At 39.4% G+C, this 26554-nt stretch carries 29 protein-coding genes, 1 pseudogene and 1 other annotated feature; of the genes and pseudogenes, 12 read left to right on the top strand and 18 right to left on the bottom strand.

The genetic code is table 11. The features are described from left to right. Positions 1–55: 55 nt before the first annotated feature. On the bottom strand, positions 56–823 hold the full coding sequence (locus ACPEH5_RS02075; protein ID WP_166687187.1) for an ATP-binding cassette domain-containing protein: 768 nt from the start codon (positions 821–823) through the stop codon (positions 56–58). A 5-nt stretch (positions 824–828) separates the two neighbouring features. Further along, on the bottom strand, positions 829–1830 hold the full coding sequence (gene btuC / locus ACPEH5_RS02070) for a vitamin B12 ABC transporter permease BtuC (RefSeq protein WP_048606996.1): 1002 nt from the start codon (positions 1828–1830) through the stop codon (positions 829–831). A 115-nt stretch (positions 1831–1945) separates the two neighbouring features. Here btuC and ACPEH5_RS02065 point away from each other — a divergent pair, with 115 nt between their 5' ends. After that, positions 1946–2884 carry a RhoGAP domain-containing protein gene (locus tag ACPEH5_RS02065; protein WP_281110917.1) on the top strand — a complete coding sequence of 313 codons (939 nt, stop codon included), beginning with the start codon at positions 1946–1948 and terminating at the stop codon, positions 2882–2884. A 118-nt stretch (positions 2885–3002) separates the two neighbouring features. On the opposite strand, the gene ACPEH5_RS02060 is transcribed toward ACPEH5_RS02065, so the two are convergent. The 3 genes from ACPEH5_RS02060 to ACPEH5_RS02050 form a co-directional block, all read right to left on the bottom strand. Then, complete coding sequence (locus tag ACPEH5_RS02060; RefSeq protein WP_036962137.1) at positions 3003–4016, bottom strand: phage integrase; 1014 nt, start codon at positions 4014–4016, stop codon at positions 3003–3005. 93 nt (positions 4017–4109) lie between these two features. After that, positions 4110–4322 carry a hypothetical protein gene (locus ACPEH5_RS02055; protein ID WP_281110918.1) on the bottom strand — a complete coding sequence of 71 codons (213 nt, stop codon included), beginning with the start codon at positions 4320–4322 and terminating at the stop codon, positions 4110–4112. After that, the gene (locus ACPEH5_RS02050) at positions 4319–4585 is read right to left on the bottom strand and encodes a helix-turn-helix domain-containing protein (protein ID WP_259672909.1); all 267 of its coding nucleotides are present in this window, start codon (positions 4583–4585) and stop codon (positions 4319–4321) included. Before ACPEH5_RS02050 ends, ACPEH5_RS02055 begins: the two co-directional genes overlap by 4 nt. Positions 4586–4749: 164 nt before the next feature. On the opposite strand from ACPEH5_RS02050, the gene ACPEH5_RS02045 reads away from it, so the two are divergent. Continuing rightward, positions 4750–5466 (top strand): hypothetical protein, encoded by a 717-nt coding sequence (locus ACPEH5_RS02045; protein WP_226618962.1) that lies wholly within the window; start codon positions 4750–4752, stop codon positions 5464–5466. Then, the gene (locus ACPEH5_RS02040) at positions 5453–5884 is read left to right on the top strand and encodes a tail fiber assembly protein (protein ID WP_131679953.1); all 432 of its coding nucleotides are present in this window, start codon (positions 5453–5455) and stop codon (positions 5882–5884) included. The genes ACPEH5_RS02045 and ACPEH5_RS02040 overlap by 14 nt, the downstream gene beginning before the upstream one ends. A 43-nt stretch (positions 5885–5927) precedes the next feature. On the opposite strand, the gene ACPEH5_RS02035 is transcribed toward ACPEH5_RS02040, so the two are convergent. Next, a complete protein-coding gene (locus ACPEH5_RS02035) occupies positions 5928–7439 on the bottom strand; it encodes a phosphoethanolamine transferase (RefSeq protein ID WP_166687184.1) in 1512 nt (503 codons plus the stop codon). Between the two features lie 148 nt (positions 7440–7587). Between ACPEH5_RS02035 and ACPEH5_RS02030 the strand changes: the two genes are divergently transcribed. The 8 genes and pseudogenes from ACPEH5_RS02030 (at position 7588) to ACPEH5_RS01995 (ending at position 13782) form a co-directional block, all read left to right on the top strand. Beyond that, the gene (locus tag ACPEH5_RS02030) at positions 7588–8760 is read left to right on the top strand and encodes a phage tail sheath protein (RefSeq protein ID WP_281110919.1); all 1173 of its coding nucleotides are present in this window, start codon (positions 7588–7590) and stop codon (positions 8758–8760) included. 2 nt (positions 8761–8762) lie between these two features. After that, positions 8763–9278: a phage major tail tube protein gene (locus tag ACPEH5_RS02025; protein WP_036962042.1), complete on the top strand. Its 516-nt coding sequence runs from the start codon at positions 8763–8765 to the stop codon at positions 9276–9278. A 9-nt stretch (positions 9279–9287) separates the two neighbouring features. After that, positions 9288–9596 (top strand): phage tail assembly protein, encoded by a 309-nt coding sequence (locus ACPEH5_RS02020; protein ID WP_036962040.1) that lies wholly within the window; start codon positions 9288–9290, stop codon positions 9594–9596. Positions 9597–9610: 14 nt separating this feature from the next. Further along, the gene (locus ACPEH5_RS02015; RefSeq protein ID WP_281110920.1) at positions 9611–9730 is read left to right on the top strand and encodes a GpE family phage tail protein; all 120 of its coding nucleotides are present in this window, start codon (positions 9611–9613) and stop codon (positions 9728–9730) included. Then, positions 9723–11619 (top strand): annotated as a pseudogene (locus ACPEH5_RS02010) (phage tail tape measure protein); the annotation flags it as partial. The gene ACPEH5_RS02015 and the pseudogene ACPEH5_RS02010, both read left to right, overlap by 8 nt. Positions 11620–11945: 326 nt before the next feature. Next, the gene (locus ACPEH5_RS02005) at positions 11946–12392 is read left to right on the top strand and encodes a phage tail protein (RefSeq protein WP_281110923.1); all 447 of its coding nucleotides are present in this window, start codon (positions 11946–11948) and stop codon (positions 12390–12392) included. Beyond that, positions 12389–13495 (top strand): phage late control D family protein, encoded by a 1107-nt coding sequence (locus tag ACPEH5_RS02000; protein ID WP_281110924.1) that lies wholly within the window; start codon positions 12389–12391, stop codon positions 13493–13495. Before ACPEH5_RS02005 ends, ACPEH5_RS02000 begins: the two co-directional genes overlap by 4 nt. 71 nt (positions 13496–13566) lie before the next feature. Next, positions 13567–13782, top strand: a complete 216-nt coding sequence (locus tag ACPEH5_RS01995; RefSeq protein ID WP_281110925.1) for an ogr/Delta-like zinc finger family protein — start codon at positions 13567–13569, stop codon at positions 13780–13782. 77 nt (positions 13783–13859) lie between these two features. Here ACPEH5_RS01995 and ACPEH5_RS01990 read toward each other — a convergent pair whose 3' ends face one another. Continuing rightward, on the bottom strand, positions 13860–15647 hold the full coding sequence (locus ACPEH5_RS01990; RefSeq protein WP_242680853.1) for a DUF262 domain-containing protein: 1788 nt from the start codon (positions 15645–15647) through the stop codon (positions 13860–13862). Positions 15648–16072: 425 nt separating this feature from the next. On the opposite strand from ACPEH5_RS01990, the gene ACPEH5_RS01985 reads away from it, so the two are divergent. Beyond that, entirely contained in the window at positions 16073–16414 is a 342-nt protein-coding gene (locus tag ACPEH5_RS01985; RefSeq protein ID WP_131679948.1) for a hypothetical protein, read from the top strand. 151 nt (positions 16415–16565) lie between these two features. On the opposite strand, the gene ihfA is transcribed toward ACPEH5_RS01985, so the two are convergent. From ihfA to ACPEH5_RS01930, 11 genes are all read right to left on the bottom strand, one after another. Beyond that, the gene (gene ihfA / locus ACPEH5_RS01980) at positions 16566–16862 is read right to left on the bottom strand and encodes an integration host factor subunit alpha (RefSeq protein WP_004263721.1); all 297 of its coding nucleotides are present in this window, start codon (positions 16860–16862) and stop codon (positions 16566–16568) included. Between the two features lie 4 nt (positions 16863–16866). Further along, on the bottom strand, positions 16867–19254 hold the full coding sequence (gene pheT, locus ACPEH5_RS01975; protein WP_129465830.1) for a phenylalanine--tRNA ligase subunit beta: 2388 nt from the start codon (positions 19252–19254) through the stop codon (positions 16867–16869). 14 nt (positions 19255–19268) lie between these two features. Next, positions 19269–20252, bottom strand: coding sequence for a phenylalanine--tRNA ligase subunit alpha (gene pheS, locus ACPEH5_RS01970; protein WP_048606990.1), 984 nt, complete (start codon positions 20250–20252; stop codon positions 19269–19271). Between the two features lie 120 nt (positions 20253–20372). Next, positions 20373–20504: a sequence feature (Phe leader region), on the bottom strand. 87 nt (positions 20505–20591) lie between these two features. After that, on the bottom strand, positions 20592–20948 hold the full coding sequence (rplT, locus tag ACPEH5_RS01965) for a 50S ribosomal protein L20 (RefSeq protein ID WP_042844069.1): 357 nt from the start codon (positions 20946–20948) through the stop codon (positions 20592–20594). 45 nt (positions 20949–20993) lie between these two features. Continuing rightward, positions 20994–21191: a 50S ribosomal protein L35 gene (gene rpmI, locus ACPEH5_RS01960; protein WP_004263702.1), complete on the bottom strand. Its 198-nt coding sequence runs from the start codon at positions 21189–21191 to the stop codon at positions 20994–20996. An 81-nt stretch (positions 21192–21272) separates the two neighbouring features. Next, entirely contained in the window at positions 21273–21812 is a 540-nt protein-coding gene (gene infC, locus ACPEH5_RS01955) for a translation initiation factor IF-3 (RefSeq protein ID WP_071548019.1), read from the bottom strand. Between the two features lie 372 nt (positions 21813–22184). Beyond that, the gene (gene infC / locus ACPEH5_RS01950; protein ID WP_071548018.1) at positions 22185–22724 is read right to left on the bottom strand and encodes a translation initiation factor IF-3; all 540 of its coding nucleotides are present in this window, start codon (positions 22722–22724) and stop codon (positions 22185–22187) included. A 3-nt stretch (positions 22725–22727) separates the two neighbouring features. Beyond that, complete coding sequence (thrS, locus tag ACPEH5_RS01945; protein ID WP_042844073.1) at positions 22728–24656, bottom strand: threonine--tRNA ligase; 1929 nt, start codon at positions 24654–24656, stop codon at positions 22728–22730. 257 nt (positions 24657–24913) lie between these two features. Next, the gene (locus tag ACPEH5_RS01940; RefSeq protein ID WP_281110927.1) at positions 24914–25501 is read right to left on the bottom strand and encodes a hypothetical protein; all 588 of its coding nucleotides are present in this window, start codon (positions 25499–25501) and stop codon (positions 24914–24916) included. 73 nt (positions 25502–25574) lie between these two features. Then, positions 25575–26024 (bottom strand): methyltransferase family protein, encoded by a 450-nt coding sequence (locus ACPEH5_RS01935; RefSeq protein WP_042844075.1) that lies wholly within the window; start codon positions 26022–26024, stop codon positions 25575–25577. 100 nt (positions 26025–26124) lie between these two features. Then, positions 26125–26523: a hypothetical protein gene (locus tag ACPEH5_RS01930; RefSeq protein WP_042844076.1), complete on the bottom strand. Its 399-nt coding sequence runs from the start codon at positions 26521–26523 to the stop codon at positions 26125–26127. Positions 26524–26554: the final 31 nt, after the last annotated feature.

Raw genomic sequence — 26554 nt, 5'->3', positions numbered from 1 at the left:
GCGAATCTTGCTGTATTATCCCGCATAAAAATAAGTGATTAAATCAACTTTTCGATTAATCCGCTAATTTTATAATTTGCCACATTCTATTCGATGTGTTTTGACTTAGCTTAATTTCAGACATAAAAATGTCAGATAAATTTTTTTCGGTCATCACCTCATCAGGTTTTCCTATCGCCATTAGCCTTCCTTGTTTCATCAGCCAAATACCAGACGCATTTTTATAAGAATGGTTGAGGTCGTGTCCACTCATTATAACGGTTCCTAGGCAATCACAAAAATATTTAATCCATTTATCTAACGTTGCCTGTTGGATAATGTCTAAATTGCTCATTGGTTCATCAAATAATATGAATTTTCCCGCCAATGACTGTTCATCCCAAACCTGTAAAAATGCTGCGGTAAGTCTAACTCGTTGCCACTCACCTCCAGAAAGTTGTGTAATCCGTTTTCGAAGTAAGGGCATTAATTGAAAATCAGTACATAAACGTTCAAAAATACCTATTAGTCGCGAGTTTTTAGGTGAAAATAACTCAAGATATTGAAAAACTTTCAAGATAGGCATGGTATTGACGAACTGAGGAAAATACGCACGTTGGTTAGCTAATTGAGAAACACGATACTGTTGTAGATTAATACCATTAATGTGGATATCCCCCGCTACAGGCAAATAACCACTTATCGCACCTAATAACGAACTTTTCCCTGAGCCATTTGCGCCTAATAAATGAATTTGCTCACCGGGAAAAGCCTGAGCTGAAATATTAATTAACCGTTTATTAACGTTAATATTTTTAATATCAATTATTGGTTGATCATTCATCGTATTTACCGCCATTGTTGATGACGAATTAATAATACGATAAATATTGGTGCACCCAATGTGGCAGTGACCACACCAATTGGTATTTCTGCATTCGCGATTAATAAGCGAGAAAGTAAGTCTGCAACCAATAAGCCCAACCCGCCGGCAACCGCACAACCTAGTAATAATAAACGATTATCCGTGATACCACTTAACCGCAATATATGTGGAACAACTAAACCAATGAAACTAATAGCACCGGCAATGGCAACACTAAGCCCAATCAAGACTCCGCTAATAACAATTAAAATAATTCGCCATTTATGTATTGAGATACCTAACTGATAAGCTTGAACGGCCCCCAATGAAATATAATTCAACACATTCCCTTGAAAAAGAGCCCAAAATAAAAAGGGCAAACATGCAGCCACTAAGCCCATTTGGCGCCAATCAACCCCACTAAAACTCCCCATCATCCAATAGAGTAATTGGCGTAAATCCAAATTACTGCTCATATACACCATCCATGTCATACAAGCCCCACTAATCACACCAAGTGCAACCCCAACAAGCAATAAACTGGAATTATTCATGTCCTTACGACGAGCAAAGTAAAGCAATATAGAGGTAAACAGTAAAGCACCTATAATCGCGCTAACACTTAATAGCCAGTAATGTGTCATGCCTGACGATAGTAATACAGTCAATACTACAGCAACACCTGCGCCATTACTCACACCTAATAAGCCAGGTTCTGCTAATGGGTTTTCAAATAAGGCTTGCATTATTGCCCCTGTGACAGCAAGAGCTGCACCAATCACAATGACCGTAAGTGTGCGAGGAAAACGAATTTGCCAAACAAAAAGTTGTGCTGTGTCATTCATCCATTGGCTAGGCCAATACCAAATCTCCCCTGCACTAAGCGATAATATTGCAATGATAAAAAGGGAGAAAAACAAAAACACGATTAAACGTATGTCTGATTTATTTTGTTGTTTTTGTAATCCAAGCAAAGAATAAGTCATATATATATTTACTTATTTATTATTGAGTTAGAAAATTACCGTTTTTTATGCAAGATATATTATCACCATAGATTTAAATTAATTTTTAATTTTAACATAATCTCTATGGAAACCTATGAAAGTTAGAAACAATGCACTCAAATCATCACTGATAACAAATCCTCACGAAAATATGCGTCCCTCTAGTGAGAAGAAGAAAGGGTTTATAAATTCAATCAGAAAAATCAATGTTCTGTCTAGTATAAAAAACTATATCTTACACAAGTTTCAATCAAATACGGTCAAACACTATCCCACCTTCTCTACTGAAATGCCCCCAACCTCACCAATTTGTGAAAAAAACAAATTAGCTGCGAAAAAGATAGAGCAAGAAAACATAAAGGCTATCGGTTACTGTAAAGAGCTCACTAGCGATGAAAAAATGAATTATCTTCAGCTTAATAAACTGGGTAGCGCCATTTTAACTCACCCAAACTACAGTGAAACAATTGGTATTTTTCGCACATCAGCAAATGCGCTTGAACGTGATAAGTTAGTCTCACACCTGCTCGCAGGCAAACCACTTAAAGAATATCTTTTAAACAAAGATATTGTTGATATTAAAATTTATACTTCAGCTTACAAAAGGATTGCTGCTAATCTAATAGAAAAAAATATTCATTCATTAGAAACCCCTCCAGAATCCATTCATAAATTAGCCGATGCAATACAACAAAAATCTGCGTTATTAAAGGAAATTTCCACTCAAAACTCAACCAATCAGGACAAAAGAGAGCAACAGAAAGAACTAGATAAAAATGCTCAACATGCATTTTTATCTCTTGAAAAAACACCGTTAACACTACAATTAGTCATTCCTCTATTCGCTGAAATCACAAAAAATGAGGAAATAAATAAAATGGGTGCTTACAACTTAGCAACTTGTTTTGCACCTAGTTTGGTCACTAGATCAGATCTACCTCCTGATTCTCAGTTTAAATTAAATAGTGACGCACAAATTTACATAGAAGCTCTAATTAATCACGATTTAAAATTGCAATCCTATGATGTCTAATCAACTCTCAACTACTATCACAGTTTCCAAAAACAAAAGACCGCCTAGGCGGTCATTGCCAGCCCCAGAACATCGGGGCTAGCAATATTTTTCAATAGCTTACGAATTTTATGATACGTTAATTCGCATCATTACACCCCATATCGGTGGATGGAATGTGGATGCCTCCCCTTAAAGGGTTGCATGAAATGGCCTCATTTAAATAGTCAGGGGCAAAGTGTGCGTATGTCATTGTTTGCTGAATACTCGCATGACCCATGATTTTTTGAAGAGTGAGAATATTGCCACCGTTCATCATAAAGTGCGCTGCAAAAGAATGCCGTAAAACATGCACGGCCTGACCATGCGGCAAGTCTGGTTTGACTTCTTTGAGTATTGATCTGTAAGTGACGTAATCAACATCGAAAAGTAATCCAGAGTCTTTTACTTTTACAGTTCTCATTACATCATCAGAAATGGGAACAGTTCTATGTCTACCATTTTTCGTTTTCATAAATGTAACTCGTCCATGTAATAAGTTTTCAGCCTTTAAACTAATGGCTTCTCCCCATCTTGCCCCCGTACTTAGACATAAAATAGTTATGCGTAAGTAATCATCGGTCATGACATTAAGTAATTTTTCAATATCACTTTTTGTCAAATAGGCCATTTCTGGTTTTTCTTCTTTCAACTTACCAAGAGACTTAATCGGGTTGTTTTTAGAGCACTCGCCAATTTCCGCTAATGAAGTAAAAATGCTCATTAGCAAATTAAACTCTCTATTGATAGTTGATGCTTTCACACCACTTTGTAATCTATCAGAGCAGTACCTAGCTAATAACTTAGATGTAATTTGGTATACAGCAGGATTACCCATATCCTTAGTTATTCTTGTTAAAATAGCCTTGTATTTTTTTGAATACTTTAGGTTTCGACCAATAAAATTCCACCAAATATCACATATATCATTTAATGATCTGTAGTCTCTTGCTTCGCTGTTCCACTCTTCACTATTAGCCGTCAGCATGACGCTTCTTTCATAAGCAATCGCATCGGCTTTCTTTTTAAATATCCGCTGAACTCTCTTTCCTGATCTGCCCTGCGGTCTGATATCCACTTTGTAACGTCCACCTTCAAGCGCCTTAATAGTCATTGTTGCGCCCTCCGGTTAAACGGGGTAATTCTAGATTTTCATTACAAATATAATGTTGGTATATTTCCAACCAATTTTTGTACGTATAAACAACTAAATTATTAGAGTATGCCCACTGTGCGCGATAGCCGGTGAAATTTGACCAGCTTCAGGAAGTATCTTCCCGGTCGTAATCCATAAGCTATACTTTTCTAGTTTTCGGTGCTTCAAAATACGTTCAACAAAAAGCCAGTTGATATTTTGCGGTACCGCCATTTTAATCTTTTCTACATGTAGCATTTCGTTAAGCTTCTCATTTAAAGTCATGCTTGTTTTTCCTCGTCTGTTTCATAATTTTTCGGGTCATAAAGTGCAGGTGCTATTTGTCCTGATTCTGGAGCGGTCTTACCTGTAATAAACCACAAAGCATATTTTTCAAATCTAGGGTGGTTTAATATTTTTGTGACCACGTCGACATCTGGCATAGTTTTGCCAGTTTCATAACGCCACAATGCATTAGTAGGAATACCAAGCATTTCAGCAACTTCCGGTCTACTTGAGAGCCTTTCGCTTTCACGGATCAAAAGCAATCTCTCTCCAATACTGATTTTCCCATTGGTAATGTCAAAGTATTGTCAGTGACATTAAACGGCCTATCACAGCCACAAGGCCACGCTTATACCATTGAGGGAACAACCCTATTTCTAGCGGAAGCATTAAAGGCAACAGACTTTATTTCTGTGGAGGTAACTAAATGAGCAAACCAACAGGCAAGCTAATTCGTTTAACAGCCGGTGATGTGGGGGCATACACAAAAACTGAAGCCGATACCAAAGTCGCCGATGCGAAAAAAGCGGGTACGGATGCTAACAATAATGCCAATGGGCGCGTGCCCACATCACGCAAAGTCAATGGAAAGCCATTAACAACAGACATCAATTTAGTAGCTGGCGATGTCAGTGCATACACGAAAACCGAAACCGACACCAAAGTCGCTGATGCGAAAAAAGCGGGTACGGATGCTAACACCAATGCGAATGGGCGGGTTCCTAGTGGGCGAAAGGTCAACAATAAACCTCTAAGCACGGATATTTCGCTAACAGCGGGGGATGTTGGGGCATTAACACAGACTCAGGGTGATAGTCGTTATGTGCAAAAAACGGGTAATGGTAATGGGGGAATTGGTACTTATAAATATAAGCAAAGACTCATTTATACAATTACAAACTGGAGTGGTGATTTCACCGTAACGCTACCTGAATCTCTAACTGGGCGAATTATTGCGATAACTAATAACGTTCATAAAAACTCAATGAGTTTACCAACCCTTGTTCCCGCTGATGGTGTTGAATTTGTAGTGAGTAGTGTTGATGGTAACTCCACAATGATACAAGCATCTGCCAGCGGAACAAAATTGAAATTTTACGGGCGAGTTTATTTCGATCCTACCCGTATCTATGTATGGGAGTAATAAAATGAATCAGTATTTTTTTGATGGTACAGGTTTTATTAGCGAATCTGAAACTTTCAGTGCTGAGATTGAAAGTGACTTAAAAGGCGTTTGGGTGCCCCAGTCTACTTATGATGAGTTTACAAAAACCGAGAAGTTAGGTTTCAAAGTTATACAAAACTTTAACGGACTCCCAGAATGGAAAGAACTTGGAGCGGCTGAATTGAAAGAAAAAGAAGTTTACATAGCTAATAAATGTAAAGCTAAACTGATCAATCATGCAGATAAAATCATAGCACCATTACAAGATGCATTAGATTTAGGGATTGCTTTAGAAAGTGAGAAATTACAATTAAGCGCTTGGAAAAAATATCGGGTAATATTAAATCGAGTAGACACTTCAACTGCACCGGATATTGTTTGGCCAGTTTATCCGTAATATTTTAAGGATGCCTTATAAGTGAAGGCATCCCATTTTATTTTTATTTGGAATAATCATCGGGTAAATCATCAAACATGAGATGATTTCTATTAAAATCAATTACTCTATTTTGGTTAGGGCAGTCATTTTCAGACAACATATTGCAATGACTCTCAATGTTACTTTCTTTTATTCCTGTCCACTGTGAAAATAAAGACATGAAATTGAGCCCACTACGACGACTATTTATCATTTCTTTATGCTTAGAATTATAAGATGTGATGAAAAAAGGCACTTCATAGTTCTGTTTGTATTTATCACTATGTGCCAATTCATTTTTGTCATATGTTAAAGATAACGCATGATCAGAAAAATACATCATTGACCATTTTGACTTGGTTTTACTTAAATCAGAATATATTTCTGATAACAATTTATCTGTGTTTTTTATGCTTTGGACATAACAAGAGAATTTTTTATTCTGATAAAAATGGTCATACTGCTCCTCTGTTCTGGTACAAAATGGCGTATGACTTCCCATAAGATGAACAACAATAAGTTTTTTGGGTTTTTGTGATTCCAGCGCCAATTTAAATTCAGGTAATAAAGCACCGTCTGGAGAGACTAATTTATCATCTGAGCTTCCTCTCTTAACAAAGAAGCTATTATTTGCCCTTCGTCCTATAGCGGCAACTGAACCATCATATTCACCAACAAATCCTTGATTAGATAACCAATAAGTATCGAAACCTGCTTTGCTAGCTAATGTAATGATATTATTACCGATTTCAGGATATAAGGATAAGCTATGTGTTAAAGACGGTTGTGTCGAACTCGCCGCAGATATGTAGTTAGTAAAAAAAGTCCCATTGATTGAGCTCATAAATGGCGTGTTTTGTATTTTAAAACCATATTCTTGCATAAAATCTTTTCGGACACTTTCACCAATAATAATCACGTAAGTATCATATTGGTTATTAACCTCTGTGATCTTAAAAGTGTCATCACTTGTATATAATTCAATCTCGTCGATTAAAGAATATACAGAATAAATGAGTTCTGTAAAAAAACGGGTTTCTGGTGTTCCTGAATTAGCCGCTCTCTCATATTTACCACTTAAAGCATATTTTGAGGGAGTGAAGAAAAAAACCACCATTGCGATACTTAATATCGTCTTTTTACGATAATTCATCGGATTGGCTTTAATAAAGCTAACTAAGATTCCAAAAACGAATATTAAGATAGAATAAATAAAATATTTGTTATCTATATTTGATATAAATTCTCGTGATTCTTGTATGTCAGTATAATAAAAGGAAGCAACTGTATTATATGTAGGGGGGCCGTAGATCAACCCGACTGGTAAATAAATAGCAGCTAAAATGGTGAAAAATAAAACAACAAAACGGTAGGTGCTATTGTTCACATAAAGCAAACCAATGCTTATAAAAAAGATATACAGTGGCTTGAATGGGTAGCCCATTACCTTGTGTAATATAGAAAAGAGAAAAAATAATGCGATAAACTTCAGCATTATTTTACTTAAAATTACATGTTGTATTTTCTGGATCATAACTCGCTTTTGAAAGATTTACTCTTAATTTTTGCCGCGTAGGGTAGCACAAATGGAGTAAACGAAACATAACAATAGAATTGAATCTTTAATATGATCAGAAAAATTTATCATTAATTGAGCTATTGCAAAATAGAGGACGCTAGTAATGGCTCAAGATTATCACCACGGCGTGCGAGTGATTGAACTCAACGAAGGCACGCGACCTATTCGTACCATCAACACCGCCATTGTCGGAATGGTGTGTACTGCTGATGATGCAGACACAAAAGCCTTTCCACTCAATACCCCTGTTTTAATTACAGATGTGAAAAATGCAGCAGGTAAAGCTGGCGAAACTGGCACGCTTGCACGCTCACTAGATGCTATCGGTAACCAATCAAAACCGGTTACCGTCGTTGTGCGTGTTGAGCAAGGCGAAAGCGAAGCAGAAACCACATCCAATATTATTGGTGGCACCACGCCCGATGGCCGCAAAACCGGCTTGCAGGCATTAACCGTGGCGCAAGGCCGTTTAGGTGTTAAGCCTCGCATTCTAGCCGTACCGGCTCATGATACACAGGCGGTTTCATCAACGCTCGCCGGTATCGCGCAAAAAATGCGTGCCATGGCCTATATCAGCGCCTATGGCAGCAAAACCATTTCGGATGCCATTGATTACCGCAAAAACTTCAGTCAACGTGAATTAATGTTGATTTGGCCTGAGTTCCAAAGCTGGGACACCGTTGCGAACGCAGAAAGCAATATCTACGCCACCGCGTGTGCCTTGGGCTTACGTGCCAAAATTGATAATGATATTGGCTGGCATAAAACCTTGTCTAACGTAGGCGTTAATGGGGTAACGGGCATTTCTGCCGATGTGTCATGGGATTTACAAGACCCTGCCACCGATGCCGGCTTACTTAACGAAAACGATATCACCACGCTAATTCGCAATAACGGCTTCAAGTTTTGGGGCTCCCGTACTTGCTCAGATGATCCGTTGTTTGCCTTTGAGTCCTACACCCGCACCGCGCAGGTGTTATCCGACACCATCGCCGAGGGGCTAGACTGGTCCATTGACGGCACGCTCAATCCCTCACTGGCTCGCGATATTATCGAAAGTATCAATGCAAAACTGCGCAGCATGACAACGCAAGGCTATTTGTTAGGCGGTGAATGTTGGTTCGATCCAGACGTTAACACCAAAGAAGAGCTGAAAAGCGGCAAGTTATACATTGATTATGACTATACAGCAGTACCCCCACTGGAAAACTTACTGTTACGTCAGCGTATCACTGACCGCTATTTATTAGATTTTGGCTCAAAAATTAAGGGGTAATCATGGCCTTACCACGCAAACTTAAAGATTTAAATTTATTCAATGAGGGTGAAAGCTATATGGGGCGTATTGAAGAAATCACGCTACCGAAAATCACCCGTAAATTTGAAACCTATCGCGGCGGCGGCATGAATGGCGGCGTCAAAATTGATATGGGGTTAGAAGATGATGCGCTCTCAGCCGAATTAACATTTGGGGGCTTAGAAGCCCAGCTTTATAAGCAATGGGGTATCACTCAAATTGATGGCGTGATGTTGCGTCTCAATTGTGCTTATCAACGCCAAGATACCAAAGAATACACCGCCGTTGAGGTCGTGTTACGGGGTCGATTCAGTGAAATTGACTCCGGTAATGGCAAGGCCGGTGAAAACACCCAAGTCAAAGCGCCTTTTAATGCCACGTATTACAAACTGATTTGGGATGGTGAAACACTCATTGAGATTGATTTACTCAATATGATTGAAAAAGTTGATGGTGTTGACCGCTTAGAAGAACAACGCGCCGCATTAGGTTTATAGGAAAAGTAAATGACTGAACCAGTAGAAAAAAATCAAATCACCGTCACGCTAGATGAGCCTATCACGCGAGGAACAACCACAGTAACAGAGATTGTGGTACGTAAACCCAATTCTGGCGCATTGCGTGGTGTTCGCTTAGCCGCACTGATGGAAATGGATGTGGATTCGGCAATGTTGGTATTACCCCGCGTCACCGCTCCGGCATTGACGAAACCCGAATTAATCATGATGAACCCTGCGGATATGCTGAATTTAACCAAAGAGCTCGTGCTTTTTTTGTTACCGAAGTCGGTGACTATGGATTTCCAGAACGATTAACCGTCAATGATTTAGTGGCAGATATTGCCACTATTTTTCACTGGTCACCCGCTGTCACCGGTGAATTTTCCCTAACCGAATTATTAGAATGGCGTTATCACGCCCTTAAACGTAGCGGTGTAGAAGATGAGTAAAGATTTACGTTTACAGGTGATTTTAAGCGCCGTTGATAAATTCACGAAACCGTTTAAGAGCGCCCAAGCGTCAAATAAAAAATTGGCGGAAACCCTCCGCCAATCTAAACAACAACTCAAAGAGCTCAACAACCAAGCCAAGCAAATTGACGGGTTTAAGAAAACCAAGCAATCCCTTGATAGTGCTAGTCAAGCGTATCAACAGGCTACCGCCAAAGTTAGCCGGCTCGCACGTGAATTATCCACCGTTCAAAACCCCACGAAAGCCCAATCACGGGAGCTTGACCGCGCAAAAGCGGCGGCCGCAAAACTCAAAGCTGAAACCGGCACACTGAGTGCCTCATTGCAGCGCCAACGGGAAGCCCTAAAAGGCAGTGGTATTTCAACACGCCAGCTAAGCCAAGCCCAAGTAAAATTAAATAGCGACATTGCCAGCACAAGCCGGCGATTACAGCAACAAGAGCAGCAACTAAAACGGGTGGCCAACCAAGAAAAGCGCATGTCTGCGGCAAAAAATAGCTATCAAAATGCCATGGGAATACGTAATAAAATGGCCGGTAGCGGCGCGGGTATGCTTGCATCCGGTGTGGGGCTAGGTTATGCGGCTAAAAAAGTCTTAGTACCAGGCTATGATTTTGAAATCGGCATGTCGAAAGTGCAAGCCTTAACCCGCCTTGATAAAAATTCCGACGACTACAAGATGTTAAGGGAACAAGCGCGAGACCTTGGGGCAACAACCGCATTTACCGCTAATGAAGTTGCACAAGGCCAAGCGTTCTATGCCATGGCTGGTTTTAAGCCAGAACAAATTAAAAATGCCATGTCCGGTACTTTATCCATGTCATTAGCCGGTGATATCGACTTGGCCACCACGGCTGATATTGGTTCCAACATCTTGACCGGCTTTAAGCTGAATTCGAATGAAATGAACCGTGTCAGTGATGCCCTTGTTGCCACCTTTACCCGTTCAAACGTCAATCTCACGATGCTCGGCGACACCATGAAATATGTAGCACCAGTGGCATCAGGTCTTGGTGTTGATATAGAAACAGCAGCCGCAGCCGCGGGAAAGCTGGGTGATGCGGGTATTCAGGCTAGCATGGCGGGTACAGGATTAAAATCTATTTTAGGTCGTTTGGCTGAACCACCCAAAATGGCCGGCGAAGCCCTTGATAAACTGAAAATTAAAACTCGTGATTCAAAAGGTAACTTGCGTGAATTTACAGATATACTTGTTGAACTAGATAAAAAAACCAAAAAAATGGGTAATGCAGAACGTGCGGGATTATTCAAGCACATTGCTGGCGAAGAGGCATTTGCAGCCCTAACGGTACTTGTTGACCAAGCAGGAAGCGGGCAATTACAAACTTTAATTGCTGAAGTTAAAGCCGCCAAAGGGGAAGCGGAAAAAGTCGCCAAAACCATGACAGATAACCTTGATGGCGACTTAAAAAACTTAACCTCGGCTTATGAAGATGTGGGGATACAAGTTTTTGGTGGTGCGGATAGCCCTTTGCGGGATATCACTAAACGAGTCACTGATCTCATTTCGAAGTTTGGCCAATGGGCAAAGAAAAACCCTGAACTGGTCAAACAAATCACCATGATCACGTTGGGATTAGGTGCGGTGCTGGCCGTTGGTGGCGGTATCACATTGATGATTGCGGCATTAATTGGCCCACTCGCCATGGCGAAATTAAGTCTGTCCGTATTAGGTATCAAAGGCAGCGGCTTTCTATCATTACTGATTAAGCCTATTAAGATAATTGGAACGGCATTTATGATGCTAGGCCGTGCGCTATTAGCTAACCCGATTATCTTAATTATCACGGCTATCGCTGGCGCAGCTTACCTGATTTATAAATATTGGGATGATATCGTTCCGTACGCAAAAAAATTATGGAACAGAGTGACAGAGATATTTTCCCAATTTTGGGAGGGGGTTAAATCCTATGTGCTGAATTGGGGGCTTGTCGGGCTGGTTTATCAGCACTGGGATGAGATTGTCGCTATCACTTCTCGTATGTGGGCATTGGTGAAGAAAACCATTTCTGATAAGTGGGAGCAGATTGTCGCGGATGTTAAAGGTTTACCCACTACCGAACCAGTCAGCAAACGATATTGCAAGAGAAGTGGCTAGACAACTAGAGCAACGTCAGCGACAAACACAGGCAAGGCAGTTAAGCCGCTACCAAGACAGTGAGGAGTATTAATTATGGCAATGGCAGCGCTGGGCTTGTTCGTTTTTCAACTCAATACAACGCCTTACCAAATGATGCAAATTAACCAAAAATACCGTTATGGCGTGAATAATCGTGTCGGCAAACGCCCCACAGTTCAATTTATCGGCCTTGATAATGACGATATCACATTAAGTGGCTCATTATTTCCGTCACTGACTGGCGGCAGGCTGTCATTACTGGTATTAGAGCAAATGGCAGAAACGGGAAAAGCATGGTCACTGATTGATGGCTCAGGCACTATTTACGGTATGTTTGTGATTGAAGAAATCACCCAATCGAAAAGTATTTTTTTTGATGATGGCTCGGCCAGAAAAATTGATTTTACGCTGAAATTAAAACGCACTGATGAATCACTGTCTCAAATGTTTGGCGATCTAGGTCAGCAGCTCAATGATATTCGCGGAGCCTTACCGCTATGAGTTTTTTAACCAAAGATGAACTAACCCCTGCATTTGTGCTTGCGGCAGGCGGTGAAAATATTAATAGTCTAATTCAAGGGCGTTTAATGTCATTAACCATGACAGATAATCGCGGCTTTGAAGCTGACCAATTAGATATTGAATTGGATGATAGCGACGGACAACTCGCCTTACCAAAGCGAGGTGAAACCCTGTCATTGCATCTTGGTTGGAAAAACGAACCGCTGATCTACAAGGGGACGTTTACGGTTGATGAGGTTGAACATAGCGGCGTGCCCGATAAACTCACGATCCGTGGTCGTAGTGCAGATTTTCGCGACACATTAAACGTTAAGCGCGAACAGTCTTACCATCAAAAATCGTTGGGCGATATCGTACGAACTTTGGCAGAGCGTAATAAGCTGAAGCCGGTCATTGATGACAAATTAGATAAAATCAAGCTTGCCCATATTGACCAAACCAACGAATCGGACGGCTCATTTTTAACACGAGTAGCAAAATCAGAGGGGGCAATCGTCGCAGTTAAAAATGGTAATTTACTGTTTATGAAACAAGGCCAAGGGCTCACCGCCACAGGCCAACCCATCCAAACGATGCATATCACCCGTTCAGTGGGTGATGGACACCGCTTTTCACTGGCTGACCGCGGCGCATACACCGGTGTTGTGGCTAACTGGCTGAACACCCGAGAACCCAAAAAGAAAAAAGAAGTCACCGTGAAACGGAAACGAAAAAGCAAAAAACCGGCAAAACCTGCAAAGCCAGCAGAGCCAAAAGAAAAACAAGGGGAATATCTAGCCGGCGAACAAGGGAACATTCTCACGCTTTCTCACACCTACGCCACGAAAGAAAATGCCGCCCGAGCCGCAAAAGCCAACTGGGAAAAAATCCAACGTGGTGTTGCGTCATTTTCGATTCAACTCGCGGTTGGCCGTGCAGATCTCTACCCTGAAATGCCTGTCACCGTCAGTGGATTTAAACCAGAGATTGATAACGCGGACTGGACATTAACGCGAGTCGTTCATTCACTGAATGACAGTGGTTTTACAACCGCATTAGAGTTAGAGGTGAAAATTTCGGATTTAGATATGGCTGACGAATAATTTTTTAGACTGTATGGATATACATGATATAATTTACATAACATCAACATCATGACAAAGGATACATAATCATGATGAATTGTCCTGAATGCGGTCACTCTGCACATACCCGTAGTTCCTATCAAGTCTCATCCGAAACCAAAGAACGTTATAACCAGTGCCAAAATATTAATTGTGGTTGCACATTTGTCAGTCACGAATCAGTGACTAAAATTGTTGTTAAACCCGCACATATTAATGTTGTTGAACCGCATCCGAACAAGTTTCAGCAGTCTTCTTTGATATGATAAAATGATTTATTAGAGGAATAGCTATAACTAACTATTCCTATATTTAAACTAATTTCTATTTAAAAAAATAGAAATTAGCTGTTATAAAGTGAATATATTACATTTTGTTCATCAATCCCCTTTATTTCTTTATTATTAGCTCCTTGTCTAACATATATAGTATTATTATATGCACATACTTCGCCTGTTGATTTTATTGTTATTTTTAATATGTGCTTATCTTCATAAATACAAAATGTAATATCTTTTAAAATCTGCATTTTTAATTTTTTGTTTATATTACTCTCTTCAATGAATTGTTTGATTCGTAGAAAGTAACCATCTAATCCATTAGTTTCATTTGTAGCTTCACGATCTACACCAATTAAATGAAATCCATTAACTACTTTAACTTCACTTTTACCATAAATCTCATCTAACATTTTACAAACATGAGAATCTTCAGCTATTCCAACTAAAATATAACCAGTTACAGTTTTATTAATATTGTGTATAGCCACGCAAGTTTCTACTATCTTAGATAAACATTTTTTATCTATCTTAGTTTTTTTATCTAAAGTATAAATACCTTGCTTGAAGTCATAATATGTTTGTTCAGTTTTTGAATTTGTTAGTAATGTATTGATTTCTGTTGTATTTACTTGATTTTCAGCTCCTTTCGGAGACATTTTAAAGAAACGATCTATATGTGCAACCAAATCATCTACACTTTTTTCTCTTGATTCGCCTTTCCATCGGCTAGCTTCTGTAACGTCAATAATTTTTTTTGAACCTACATTTTTTAATTGCTCTAACAGCTTTTTCTTGTCTTTTATTACCTTATTTTTATTAATTAATAGGTCATAAAATGCCAAAAAAACAACTTGGTAATACCTTGGGCATTCATGCGATCTTGATTGCTCACCTAAAACATGTTTTTTGAAATTATTATTTTTAAAAAGGTCATCTATAATATCATAAACATAAATATAATTTTCTTTAATTCTCGGAACTGAATGTAGCTTTATATATTTATCTAGTGCGTTACGATCTGAAAGAGTATGAGTCGTATCCCTTACACCATAAAATCCATCTAAAGCATCTGAGCTAGATAAAGGTTTCTCCTCTAACATAATATAAGCTAATATATTGGAAACCAATTCTTCATCTAAGGATTCTCTAATATTACTTTTTATTAACACATTATTTCTGACATAAAAGTGATTATCTATATTTATCCCATAATCTAGTTTATCACTAGCTATAGATATAGAATGAACATTTTTTAATGCTAGCGTCTCTGTATGTGTTGTATCACCTCTGATTGTAGTCGAAATAATTCTAACTAGGTCAGAAAAATACGTAGTACAACCTGCACATCGTATTTCCTGTCTTGATAAACGTTTTCCATTTGAATTTATTCTTCTGAATACCTCATCAATATCTTCATTATCCGATGAATATTCGGATATCGCAAACTTATACCTTGCTATTCCAGATGATTCCTGTCTAGACATAATTGGTAGCTTTTGTACTAACTCGCCTGAATCCTTTTTTTCTTTTGTTAGTACCATGGAATCCAAGTTGAAATATTCGCCATTTACAGGGTAACGTTGTTCGATAAAGCTCATTATCGCTTCTAAACGTTGTAAACCATCTAATATCTCTCTTTTATTATTAGTCCTAACAAACAATAGTAATGGTATAGGATATTTCTTGAGCAAAGATGATATTAGTTCCTGTTTTTCCTTTATCGTCCATACCAATTTTCTTTGATATCTTCTATTTATAGTTAAATTATCATTTAAATACCATTCATAAAGCTCATCAATGTATTTTGCATCTATGTCTAAATTATTTTCGTTGTCAATTAAATTATCCATTTTATCACTATGCCATTAAGTATTATCATTTTAACTATATTTTTTAATATAGTTTGTATAAAAACATTCATATTTATAATTAAATTTATAATACATTTACATCTTATTGTCACTAATTAAAACCTAACATAATTTTTCTGTACGACCATTTGAATAACTGAAAATAAAAAAATGCCCTAAAAATTAATTAAGAGCATTTACATTGATAAATTCGGATAACTTGTTGCATCCGAAAATTACACAAGACATTTCATTTTGAAAGTGACGAAGAGGTGATAACCTTTGAAATGTCAGCGAGATCACTTCGTTCGCATTCACTGTTCACATCAATTAATGCTGTCACATTTCTTGATAGAACAATTTTTATTGCACTTGAGAACAGGGTTGCAGCTATTCTCAAACGACTTAAAGGAGAAGTTCCTTTCATGACAAGTAATAACATAAAAACCATCCTAATTAAGGCGCCTTGGAAAATTATAGATGAATTAACAAGCGAATTCGATAGCAAAGCAGTAAAACATGAAAGAGGCCCATTGTGTTTTAGTGGTGGAGCTATTGAATGGGTACAGGTTGCAATCCCAATTGGTTCGGCAAGTATTGGCGCTATTGTGACAATACTAGTTGCTAAGATGCAACAGAACAAAAGAGTGAAAGTGACATTTAATGATAATGGGAGTATCACATCAATAGATGCACCAACAAAAGAACAGGCAATAGAAATTTGCAACGAGTTAAATAAGATAAAAGAAATCAGAATTGAACCATAAACATGCCCCTCATTTGAGGGGCTATTTTTTTGAAGGTTGGTTACATTGTGGATGTAATGTGGATGGAATTTTATAAATCCCTTTATAAAACAGACAATTGCCTAAAAACAAAAGACCGCCTAGGCGGTCTTTTCTATATCAATTGATATGATTACTCTTTAGGTGTTGCTTTTTCCACGCGGCTTTTTAATTTTTGGCCTGGACGGAAAGTAACAACACGGCGTGCAGTAATTGGAATATCTTCCCCAGTTTTTGGGTTACGTCCGGGACGTTGATTTTTATCACGTAAATCAAAGTTACCGAATCCAGATAATTTTACTTGCTCACCATTTTCTAAGGAAAGGCGAACCTCTTCAAAGAAAGTTTCGACAAGGTCTTTAGCATCACGTTTGCTAACACCCAGTTTTTCAAACAAATTTTCTGACATTTCAGCTTTAGTAAGCGCCATAGGTTTAGTCCCTCAAGGAGGCTTGGAATCGCTGTTTTAACGCAGCAACACACAGATCAACGGTCGCGGTAATCTCTTCTTCTTCCATCGTACGTTGAGTATCTTGGAAGATAAGACTGATAGCTAGGCTCTTATAACCCTCTGCTATTCCCTCACCACAATACACATCAAATAAGTTTATGCCAACTATATGATTTATGCCAACTTTTTTACACTCTGCTAAAACTTCTGCAGCAGCTACATGTTCTGGCACGACCACAGCGATGTCACGGCGGTTCGACGGATAGCGTGAAATCGCCTTAGCTTCAGGGATGACACGTTGTGCTATCGCATCACTACGAACCTCAAACACCACCGTACGACCATTTAAATCGAGTTTACGTTCTAATTCTGGATGAACCACACCAATAAAGCCAATGTGTTCATTTTCCAGATAAATCCCAGCACTTTGACCTGGATGCAATGCAGGATGTGCCTCAGATTTAAATGTAATTTGATTTAGTTTCCCAGTCAATTCAAAAACAGCTTCAAGATCACCTTTTAAGTCAAAGAAGTCAACAACTTGTTTATCTAATGACCAATGTTCTTCAAATCTGTTACCTGTAATGACCCCCGCCAACATAGGTTCTTGGCGAATTCCATATTCTGCTTGATTATCAGGAATAAAGCGTAGACCTGTTTCAAATAAACGAATTCTATTTTGTTGACGATTTTGATTATAGACAACCGTTGTCAATAAACCAGTCCATAGAGACAAACGCATCGCCGACATATCCGCAGAAATTGGGTTCGGCAACATTAATGCATCTTGTTGTGGGTGCAATAATGCCTGAACTTTCGGGTCCACAAAGCTATACGTAATCGCTTCTTGATATCCACGGTCAACTAACATCGCTTTAAGACGTTTTAATGGTAAGTTAGCTTCTTTATGATTAGTCATAACCAGATCGGCGCGTAACGGCACATCAGGAATATTGTTGTAGCCATAAACACGTGCGACCTCTTCCACTAAGTCCTCTTCGATTTGCATATCGAAACGCCAGCTTGGTGCCACTACATCCCAACACCCTGCTGAAACCACGACTTGGCAACCTAAACGCGTTAAAATGTCGGTAACTAATTCATCTTCAATAACATGGCCAATCAAACGGTCTAATTTATTGCGCGTCAGCTTAATATTGGCTGCTTTTGGTAAGTGTTGCTCACTCGTAGCATCAATAATTTCGCCGACTTCACCACCACAAATTTCAACGATTAACGCTGTCGCACGTTCAATAGCTTTAAATTGTAGTTGTGGATCAACACCACGCTCAAAACGGTGAGAGGCATCAGTATGCAAGCCGTAATTACGTGCGCGACCTGTGATTGATAGAGGGTCGAAAAATGCACACTCTAGCAGGATATTTTTCGTCTCAGCATTAACACCTGAATGTTCACCACCAAAAATACCCGCAATTCCCAATGCTTTAGATTCATCAGCAATAACAAGTGTATCTGGTTTCAATGTGGCTTCACTACCATCAAGAAGAACCAGTTTTTCCTCTTCTTTTGCCATACGTACAACAATAGCGCCATCTAAACGGTCTAAGTCATACGCATGCTGAGGTTGCCCTAGTTCTAGTAATACATAGTTGGTAATATCAACAACAGCATCGATAGAACGCACACCACCACGACGCAGCTTTTCTTTCATCCACATCGGTGTCGGTGCAGACACATCGATATTTTTGATTACACGGCCTAAAAAGCGCGGACAGGCCTTAGGAGCTTCAACACGGATAGGAAATGTGTCTTTAGTCGTAACAGGGGCCACATTGATAGCAGGCTCAGTTAGCGCTAATTTATTAATAACAGCAACATCACGAGCCACACCAAGAATACTTAAGCAATCTGCACGGTTTGGCGTAATGCTGATTTCAATTGCGTTATCATTAAGTTTTAAATATTCGCGGATGTCGGTTCCAACAACGGCGTCTAACGGTAATTCTATAATCCCGCTATGGTCATCAGAAATACCCAATTCCGAATAAGAACACAGCATGCCTTCTGATGGCTCACCGCGTAATTTTGCCGCTTTGATTTTGAAATCACCCGGCAGTTCTGCGCCTACCGTTGCAACTGCAACTTTCAACCCTTGACGACAATTTGGAGCACCACAGACAATATCTAATAAGCGATCGCCACCAACATTCACTTTGGTAACACGTAATTTGTCTGCATTGGGATGTTGACCACATTCAACCACTTCACCAACAACAACACCGTGAAATTGGCCAGCAACAGCTTCAACCCCATCAACTTCAAGACCAGCCATAGTGATTTGGTCTGATAGTGCGTCACTATTGATCGCCGGGTTCACCCATTCGCGTAACCATAGTTCACTGAATTTCATGAGATAAACCCGCCTTATTTAAACTGTTTGAGGAAACGAAGATCATTTTCGAAGAATGCACGTAGGTCAGAAACGCCATAACGCAACATTGTTAAGCGTTCCATTCCCATACCAAATGCAAAACCTGAGTAGACCTCTGGGTCAATCCCAACATTGCGAAGTACATTCGGGTGTACCATGCCACAACCTAACACTTCTAGCCATTTACCATTTTTCCCCATGACATCAACTTCAGCTGAAGGTTCTGTGAATGGGAAATATGATGGACGAAAACGTACCTGTACTTCTTCTTCAAAAAAGTTATTCAGGAAGTCATGCAATGTGCCTTTTAAATTAGTAAAGCTGATGTCTTTATCAACAATCAGACCTTCTGTTTGGTGGAACATTGGAGTATGTGTTTGGTCATAGTCGTTACGATATACACGACCTGGTGCAATGATACGAATTGGAGGTTGTTGACCATTCATAGTACGAATTTGTACCCCAGAGGTTTGGGTACGTAACAAACGCTTAGCATCAAACCAAAAAGTATCATGATCTGCACGTGCTGGGTGGTGAGCAGGAATGTTTAGCGCATCAAAGTTATGATAATCATCTTCAATTTCAGGGCCAGTCTCAACAGAGAAACCTAATTCACCAAAAAATTCTTCAATTCGCTGGATCGTGCGGGTCACTGGATGTAGTCCACCGTTTTCCATACGACGCCCAGGTAATGATACATCCACTTTTTCTGAAGCGAGACGCGCATTGAGGATCTCAGCTTGCATGGCATCTTTACGGGCGTTTAGTGCATCTTGAACCTGTACTTTGGCTTCATTTATTACGGCCCCTGCTGCTGGACGTTCATCGGCAGGCAGATCACGCAACGTTTTCATCTGTAGTGTGAAGTGGCCGCTTTTGCCTAAAAATTCAACACGCACTGACTCCAACGTAGCAACATCTTGGGCCTGTTCAATGGCTGCTTTTGCCTGTGCAACCAACTCAGCGAGATGTGGCATTGTTTCCCCTTTATGACCACTCGGTCTTTTTGCTAGTTATTCACTAAATTATTAAACCCACATTCCATTTAAGATGGCGGGGTAGTTAACTGATTTTACTGTATTTAATCCTAAACCAGAAACAAAAAAGCCTCCCTAAGGAGGCTTTAGCGTAACTTTTCGTTTATTCTTTCTATCTTTACGCGCAAAAGCCCCCGAGAATCAGGTGCTAAAGTAAAAAAAGAAACGAAAAATAACAAAACACATGCAATGATTTCTCAAAAAATGGGCTATTAAAGTATTAACACAAATAGTTATAAATGAAAAGAGGAAGTTACCTTCCTCTCTTCAAGCAAACAATTAAGCTAAAGCGCTTTTTGCTTTTTCAACTAAAGCAGTGAATGCTGCTTTATCGAAAACTGCGATGTCTGCTAAGATCTTACGGTCGATTTCAATCGAAGCTTTTTTCAAGCCATTGATGAAACGGCTATAAGACAGACCGTTCTGACGAGCCGCTGCGTTAATACGCGCGATCCACAGTTGACGGAACTGACGTTTACGTTGACGGCGGTCACGGTAAGCGTATTGACCAGCTTTGATTACCGCCTGAAACGCTACGCGGTAAACACGTGAACGTGCACCATAGTAACCTTTCGCCTGCTTCAGAATTTTTTTGTGACGTGCACGGGCGATTACACCACGTTTTGCGCGAGCCATAGCTATCTCCTATCGTCTTTTATCTTAATTAACTAAATTGTTTACTTATGCGTAAGGCAGGCAGGCTACTACCAGACCCAGATCGCCCTTAGATACCATTCCTTTCGGACGTAAATGGCGTTTACGCTTAGTTGACTTTTTAGTCAGGATATGACGAAGGTTTGCATGCTTGCGCTTAAAGCCACCGCCTGCAGTTTTTTTAAAGCGCTTTGCTGCGCCACGTACAGTTTTAATCTTTGGCATTTCTTTTATTTCCAACTTCGCATTGTGATAAACTACGAATTAATTAGGCGAATAACTTTCGCTATTACTTGCAAGGCCTAATTATTTCTTCTTCGGTGCCAACACCATAATCATCTGACGTCCTTCAATTCTTGAAGGGAATGACTCCACTGACGCCAGTTCTTCCAGATCAGCTTTGATGCGATTAAGCACTTCCAGACCAATCTGTTGGTGAGCCATTTCACGACCACGAAAACGCAGCGTAACTTTAGCTTTGTCACCATCTTCTAGAAAGCGAACCAGGTTGCGTAGTTTGACCTGATAATCACCTTCATCTGTACCAGGGCGGAATTTAATTTCCTTCACCTGAACAACTTTTTGTTTCTTTTTCTGTTCTTTTTGAGATTTGCTCTTCTCATAAAGGAATTTGCCGTAATCCATGATACGACAAACTGGCGGTTCAGCATTTGGGCTGATTTCCACAAGATCTACACCTGCTTCTTCAGCTTTTTCAAGCGCTTCGCGTGCGCTCATAATGCCTAACTGTTCACCGTCTAAACCTGTTAAACGGACTTCAGGAACACGGATTTCATCGTTAATACGATTTGGACGTGTTGTTGGGATTCTTTTTCCGCCTTTAATACTTCATTCCTCCAACTGGATAAAGAGATTTGCATACTCTCTAAAGCAATACGCAGAACTATTATTGCTTAATACAACATCTGCGTACAAGATTCTTTGGCTTGTCTGCTTATTATTTAAAAACTGACAAAGCGATTCGACCGCGGATTTTAATGCTTATTGCCCGATTACTCAAGTAAATCTTGAAATAAATCACGTTAACTTATTTAAAAATTTAGTTTTACCGTATTTATTTCTATCAGTCAGTCTATTTTAATTAGTTATTAATTTAGCTTATTACTGAATAAGCACGACATTTGCTCACATTACTGACAATACAAGATAAGCAGTGCCCATAACGAGCACTGCTTAGCTATACCAATACTGGCTTAATTATTTTTTCTTTGGTGCCAATACCATGATCATCTGGCGCCCTTCAATTCTTGAAGGAAATGATTCCACTGACGCCAGTTCATCCAGATCAGCTTTGATGCGATTAAGCACTTCCAGACCAATCTGTTGGTGAGCCATTTCACGACCACGAAAACGTAGTGTGACTTTAGCCTTGTCACCTTCTTCCAAAAAGCGAATTAAACTACGTAATTTAACTTGGTAGTCGCCTTCGTCTGTTCCTGGACGGAATTTAATTTCCTTCACTTGAACAACTTTTTGTTTCTTTTTCTGTTCTTTCTGAGACTTACTCTTCTCATAAAGATACTTACCGTAGTCCATAATACGACAAACGGGTGGCTCAGCATTTGGGCTGATTTCGACTAAGTCGACACCTGCTTCTTCAGCCTTAAAGAGTGCTTCACGCACACTCATAACACCGAGTTGCTCACCGTCTAGACCTGTGACACGGATTTCTGTAGCACGGATCTCTTCGTTAATACGATTAGGACGTGCTGTTGGGAGTTTTTTTCCGCCTTTAATACCTTATTCCTCCATCTGATTGAGTTGACGACTGCGGATCTCTTCAAGCAGTTTAGTCATGAATTCGTTGACATCAAGGCTACCTAAATCTTTACCACGACGGGTACGTACAGCAACTTTGCCTGATTCAACTTCTTTATCACCACATACTAGCATGTAAGGGACTCGACGCAGCGTGTGTTCGCGGATTTTAAAGCCAATTTTCTCATTACGTAAATCTGCTTTCGCGCGAATGCCAACACTTTGCAGCTTGCTAACTAATTCTTGAACATAATCAGCTTGGCTATCCGTTATGTTCATTACAACCACTTGTTGTGGTGCTAACCATGTTGGGAAAAAGCCTGCGTATTCTTCTGTTAAAATACCAATAAAGCGCTCAAGTGAACCCAATACAGCACGGTGGATCATAACAGGAACGATACGTTCGTTATTTTCGCCTACATAGGAAGCGGTTAAACGGCCCGGCAAGAAGAAGTCTAACTGGACGGTACCGCATTGCCATGCACGGTCAAGGCAGTCATACAGTGTAAATTCAATTTTAGGACCATAGAATGCGCCTTCGCCTGGTTGGTATTCGAATTCAATACCTTTTGATTTCAGGGCGTTAGCTAAGTCTTCTTCCGCTCTGTCCCACATCTCGTCAGTACCGATACGTTTTTCAGGGCGAGTTGATAGTTTCACAACAATCTTTTCAAAACCAAAAGTTGCGTAAACATCATAAATCATTTCAATACAGCTAGTTACTTCACTTAAAATTTGTTCTTCTGTACAGAAGATATGTGCATCATCTTGAGTAAAGCCACGCACACGCATCAAACCATGTAAAGCACCTGATGGCTCATTACGATGACAGCTACCAAATTCTGCCATACGTAATGGTAAGTCACGATAAGATTTCAAACCTTGGTTAAAGATTTGTACGTGACCAGGGCAGTTCATTGGTTTTACACAATACTCACGGTTTTCTGATGAAGTCGTGAACATTGCATCTTTATAGTTATCCCAGTGACCTGTTTTTTCCCACAGTACGCGATCCATCATGAATGGACCTTTAACTTCTTGATAGTTATAAGCTTTCAGTTTCGTACGTACAAAAGTTTCCAGTTCACGGAAAATTGTCCAACCATCATTATGCCAGAACGCCATACCTGGCGCTTCTTCTTGCATATGATATAAATCTAATTGTTTACCGATTTTACGGTGGTCACGCTTAGCGGCTTCTTCTAAACGCAATAAATAGGCTGCCAATTGTTTCTTATCAGCCCATGCGGTACCGTAGATACGCTGCAACATTTTATTGTCGCTGTTACCACGCCAATACGCGCCAGCCACTTTTTGCAATTTGAAGTGGTGACAAAAACGCATATTAGGTACATGTGGACCACGACACATATCAACATATTCTTCATGGTGATATAAACCAGGGCGATCATCTTGGCTAATATTTTGATCCAAGATTTCAACTTTATAGTCTTCGCCGCGGGCAACAAATGTCTCACGAGCTTCGCTCCAAGAAACACGTTTTTTCACCACATCATAATCTGTTTTGGCAAGCTCAAGCATACGCTTCTCTAGCTTTTCCAAATCTTCCTGCGTCAGCGTATGGTCTAAATCGACATCATAATAAAAACCGTTGTCGATAGTTGGACCGATTGCCATTTTGGTGTTTGGCCATAATTGCTTGATGGCATGACCTAACAAGTGAGCACAAGAGTGACGAATAATTTCGAGTCCGTCGTCATCTTTACTCGTAATAATTGACACATTAGCATCATGTTCAATCATTTCACACGCATCAACACGTTCGCCATTAATGCGACCGGCGATACACGCTTTTGCTAGACCCGCGCCAATATCGCGAGCCACGTCCATCACAGAAACAGGATGGTCAAACTGACGCTGACTTCCATCAGGAAGAGTAATAACAGGCATTAAAAAATCCTTATCAGCAGTGGTGACCCACACGCCAGATCACTTGCTTGATTATTCCAAAATTATAAATCAATACGTTACTAACGATTTCTCACTTCACTATGCGAGATATGTACACAATTCTAGTTAAATTAAGATAACATAAATTGATACATCGCGAGTAACTCAACTATCAATGATAACACAGACATAATTTATGGCGATAGCGCAAAGCCGTTTATTGTTCTTCTTCATAAGAAAAATCAATACCTTCCAGATTAAATGGCGAATAAACCATCCAAAGCAGGAAATAGTTTTTCTTTTTCTTTGAAATACACCCTATACCAAAGAGATCCACTAGGCGCCGTTAATTCTTCAATGATTAAGTTACCTTGTTTAAGAGTAATATATCGCTGAATTGATACCCATAACGTATACCCAAGATATACCACTCCAATCAAGGTAAGTATTTGTACATTGATATTATCTAATCCCCATATTTGCCAAAGAATATAGCTACAAAATATAACTTGAATGAAAACCCTAATCATAAATGCATTGCTGAAAAATGACTGGGCGTGCTGTAATGTTGCAAAACAGGGGTTAGCTAATGTCTGCCTTTTCTCTTCAACTGGAATACCTTGGATATAAACCATCCAATCTGATGTATCACTGTTTTTTAGTATTACTCCCTTTTCTTTCATTGCATGTATTTTGAACGATACCAATACTGCCCATCCCACACCAATAACCAGTAAATATGCGATAAAAGTACTTACAGAAAAAAATGCAAGGAACAAACTAATAACAATCAAACACGCTAACTTACCTGAATTAATCCAAAATGGAGCAACTTGATAATTCATTAATTACCTTAGCCTGTGCGTTATAGAAAAATAGACTCAATCATAGATGAGAATAAGTCTCATTAATATGATTTTATAACCAACGCCTCGTTTGTTTGTGATAACTATCCCATTCTGCTTTAAAGGATTTAGCTAAAAAGTTTTCTTCTTGCGGAATTGTATATAAATCGGTTACTAGCCAGAATACTAAGCCAGAAACTAAGAAATATGGGGAATGTGTTAATAGAGCCAGTGCCAAACTCATGGAAGTAAAAGCCAGATACATGGGGTTGCGGGATAATCGATATGGGCCATTTGTGATGAGGTGCGTTGCCCGCACACTCGGATTAGGCGATGTTTTATGTTTATAAAAATAAAATAAACTTGTTGCCACCCAACTGACACTTTCTAGAGCAACTAAAATCCCTAAAACCCCCAGCCAGCCAGAAAAATACCAATCTAACGCACCTTGTTTAAAAAGAAAATAAACTGCAACGCCATTCGCAATTAGCCAATTCAACAATGGAAATTTTAGAATTTTCATTATGCTGCCTTAAACTCAAAAATAAGGTAATCAGCATATTATAAAACAATAGAAAGGCTTTGTATGGGATATTACCAAGCAAAATAACTAACCCAAAAAATTAATTATTAGGCCCTAAAGAGAATACACTTTTTAACCCTTCTAATTTGCTATACTCCTGCTGGCATACAAGGTCACGAACATCTGACGGCATTGCATCAATCCTTGCTTGGATATTCGTCAGTTGCTCATCTAAGCTATTCATACCCTTAATATCTACAATGTCTTGGTTAACTTTAAGGTAGCTTGCAAAGTTTTGCAGATTATCCTCTAAGCTATCACAGACATTATTGCTCACTAAACTTTTAGGTAAAATTGTACTAAGCGATGTTGGCAATAGTTGAGATATAGTTGGATAAATATTTTGTTTCCACTGCTGAGGGAAAACAATCAAAATCATTGCGGTAGCCAAAACCAACAACATTGACGCCCCTGCGAATGTCGCTATGAGTTTTTTCATACCTATTCCTATTTCTTTAATAATTCATTAA

The organism is Providencia sp. NPDC089933 (genome assembly GCF_049545585.1).
GTDB lineage: Bacteria > Pseudomonadota > Gammaproteobacteria > Enterobacterales > Enterobacteriaceae > Providencia > Providencia huashanensis.
The sequence above is the reverse complement of the archived record's forward strand: the minus strand, read 5'-3'. Positions and strand labels throughout refer to the sequence as shown.

Coding starts and splice junctions, on each gene's coding strand:
- ihfA (WP_004263721.1), bottom strand. CDS start 16,862: ATGGCGCTTACTAAAGCTGAAATGTCAGAAAATTTGTTTGAAAAACTG.
- ACPEH5_RS02000 (WP_281110924.1), top strand. CDS start 12,389: ATGAGTTTTTTAACCAAAGATGAACTAACCCCTGCATTTGTGCTTGCG.
- ACPEH5_RS02065 (WP_281110917.1), top strand. CDS start 1,946: ATGAAAGTTAGAAACAATGCACTCAAATCATCACTGATAACAAATCCT.
- ACPEH5_RS02035 (WP_166687184.1), bottom strand. CDS start 7,439: ATGATCCAGAAAATACAACATGTAATTTTAAGTAAAATAATGCTGAAG.
- ACPEH5_RS01935 (WP_042844075.1), bottom strand. CDS start 26,024: ATGAAAATTCTAAAATTTCCATTGTTGAATTGGCTAATTGCGAATGGC.
- ACPEH5_RS02040 (WP_131679953.1), top strand. CDS start 5,453: ATGTATGGGAGTAATAAAATGAATCAGTATTTTTTTGATGGTACAGGT.
- rpmI (WP_004263702.1), bottom strand. CDS start 21,191: ATGCCAAAGATTAAAACTGTACGTGGCGCAGCAAAGCGCTTTAAAAAA.
- ACPEH5_RS01940 (WP_281110927.1), bottom strand. CDS start 25,501: ATGAATTATCAAGTTGCTCCATTTTGGATTAATTCAGGTAAGTTAGCG.
- ACPEH5_RS02005 (WP_281110923.1), top strand. CDS start 11,946: ATGGCAATGGCAGCGCTGGGCTTGTTCGTTTTTCAACTCAATACAACG.
- pheT (WP_129465830.1), bottom strand. CDS start 19,254: ATGAAATTCAGTGAACTATGGTTACGCGAATGGGTGAACCCGGCGATC.
- ACPEH5_RS02045 (WP_226618962.1), top strand. CDS start 4,750: ATGAGCAAACCAACAGGCAAGCTAATTCGTTTAACAGCCGGTGATGTG.
- ACPEH5_RS02030 (WP_281110919.1), top strand. CDS start 7,588: ATGGCTCAAGATTATCACCACGGCGTGCGAGTGATTGAACTCAACGAA.
- ACPEH5_RS02025 (WP_036962042.1), top strand. CDS start 8,763: ATGGCCTTACCACGCAAACTTAAAGATTTAAATTTATTCAATGAGGGT.
- rplT (WP_042844069.1), bottom strand. CDS start 20,948: ATGGCTCGCGCAAAACGTGGTGTAATCGCCCGTGCACGTCACAAAAAA.
- thrS (WP_042844073.1), bottom strand. CDS start 24,656: ATGCCTGTTATTACTCTTCCTGATGGAAGTCAGCGTCAGTTTGACCAT.
- ACPEH5_RS02060 (WP_036962137.1), bottom strand. CDS start 4,016: ATGACTATTAAGGCGCTTGAAGGTGGACGTTACAAAGTGGATATCAGA.
- ACPEH5_RS01990 (WP_242680853.1), bottom strand. CDS start 15,647: ATGGATAATTTAATTGACAACGAAAATAATTTAGACATAGATGCAAAA.
- ACPEH5_RS02055 (WP_281110918.1), bottom strand. CDS start 4,322: ATGACTTTAAATGAGAAGCTTAACGAAATGCTACATGTAGAAAAGATT.
- ACPEH5_RS02075 (WP_166687187.1), bottom strand. CDS start 823: ATGAATGATCAACCAATAATTGATATTAAAAATATTAACGTTAATAAA.
- pheS (WP_048606990.1), bottom strand. CDS start 20,252: ATGCCACATCTCGCTGAGTTGGTTGCACAGGCAAAAGCAGCCATTGAA.
- ACPEH5_RS01995 (WP_281110925.1), top strand. CDS start 13,567: ATGATGAATTGTCCTGAATGCGGTCACTCTGCACATACCCGTAGTTCC.
- ACPEH5_RS01930 (WP_042844076.1), bottom strand. CDS start 26,523: ATGAAAAAACTCATAGCGACATTCGCAGGGGCGTCAATGTTGTTGGTT.
- ACPEH5_RS01985 (WP_131679948.1), top strand. CDS start 16,073: ATGACAAGTAATAACATAAAAACCATCCTAATTAAGGCGCCTTGGAAA.
- btuC (WP_048606996.1), bottom strand. CDS start 1,830: ATGACTTATTCTTTGCTTGGATTACAAAAACAACAAAATAAATCAGAC.
- ACPEH5_RS02020 (WP_036962040.1), top strand. CDS start 9,288: ATGACTGAACCAGTAGAAAAAAATCAAATCACCGTCACGCTAGATGAG.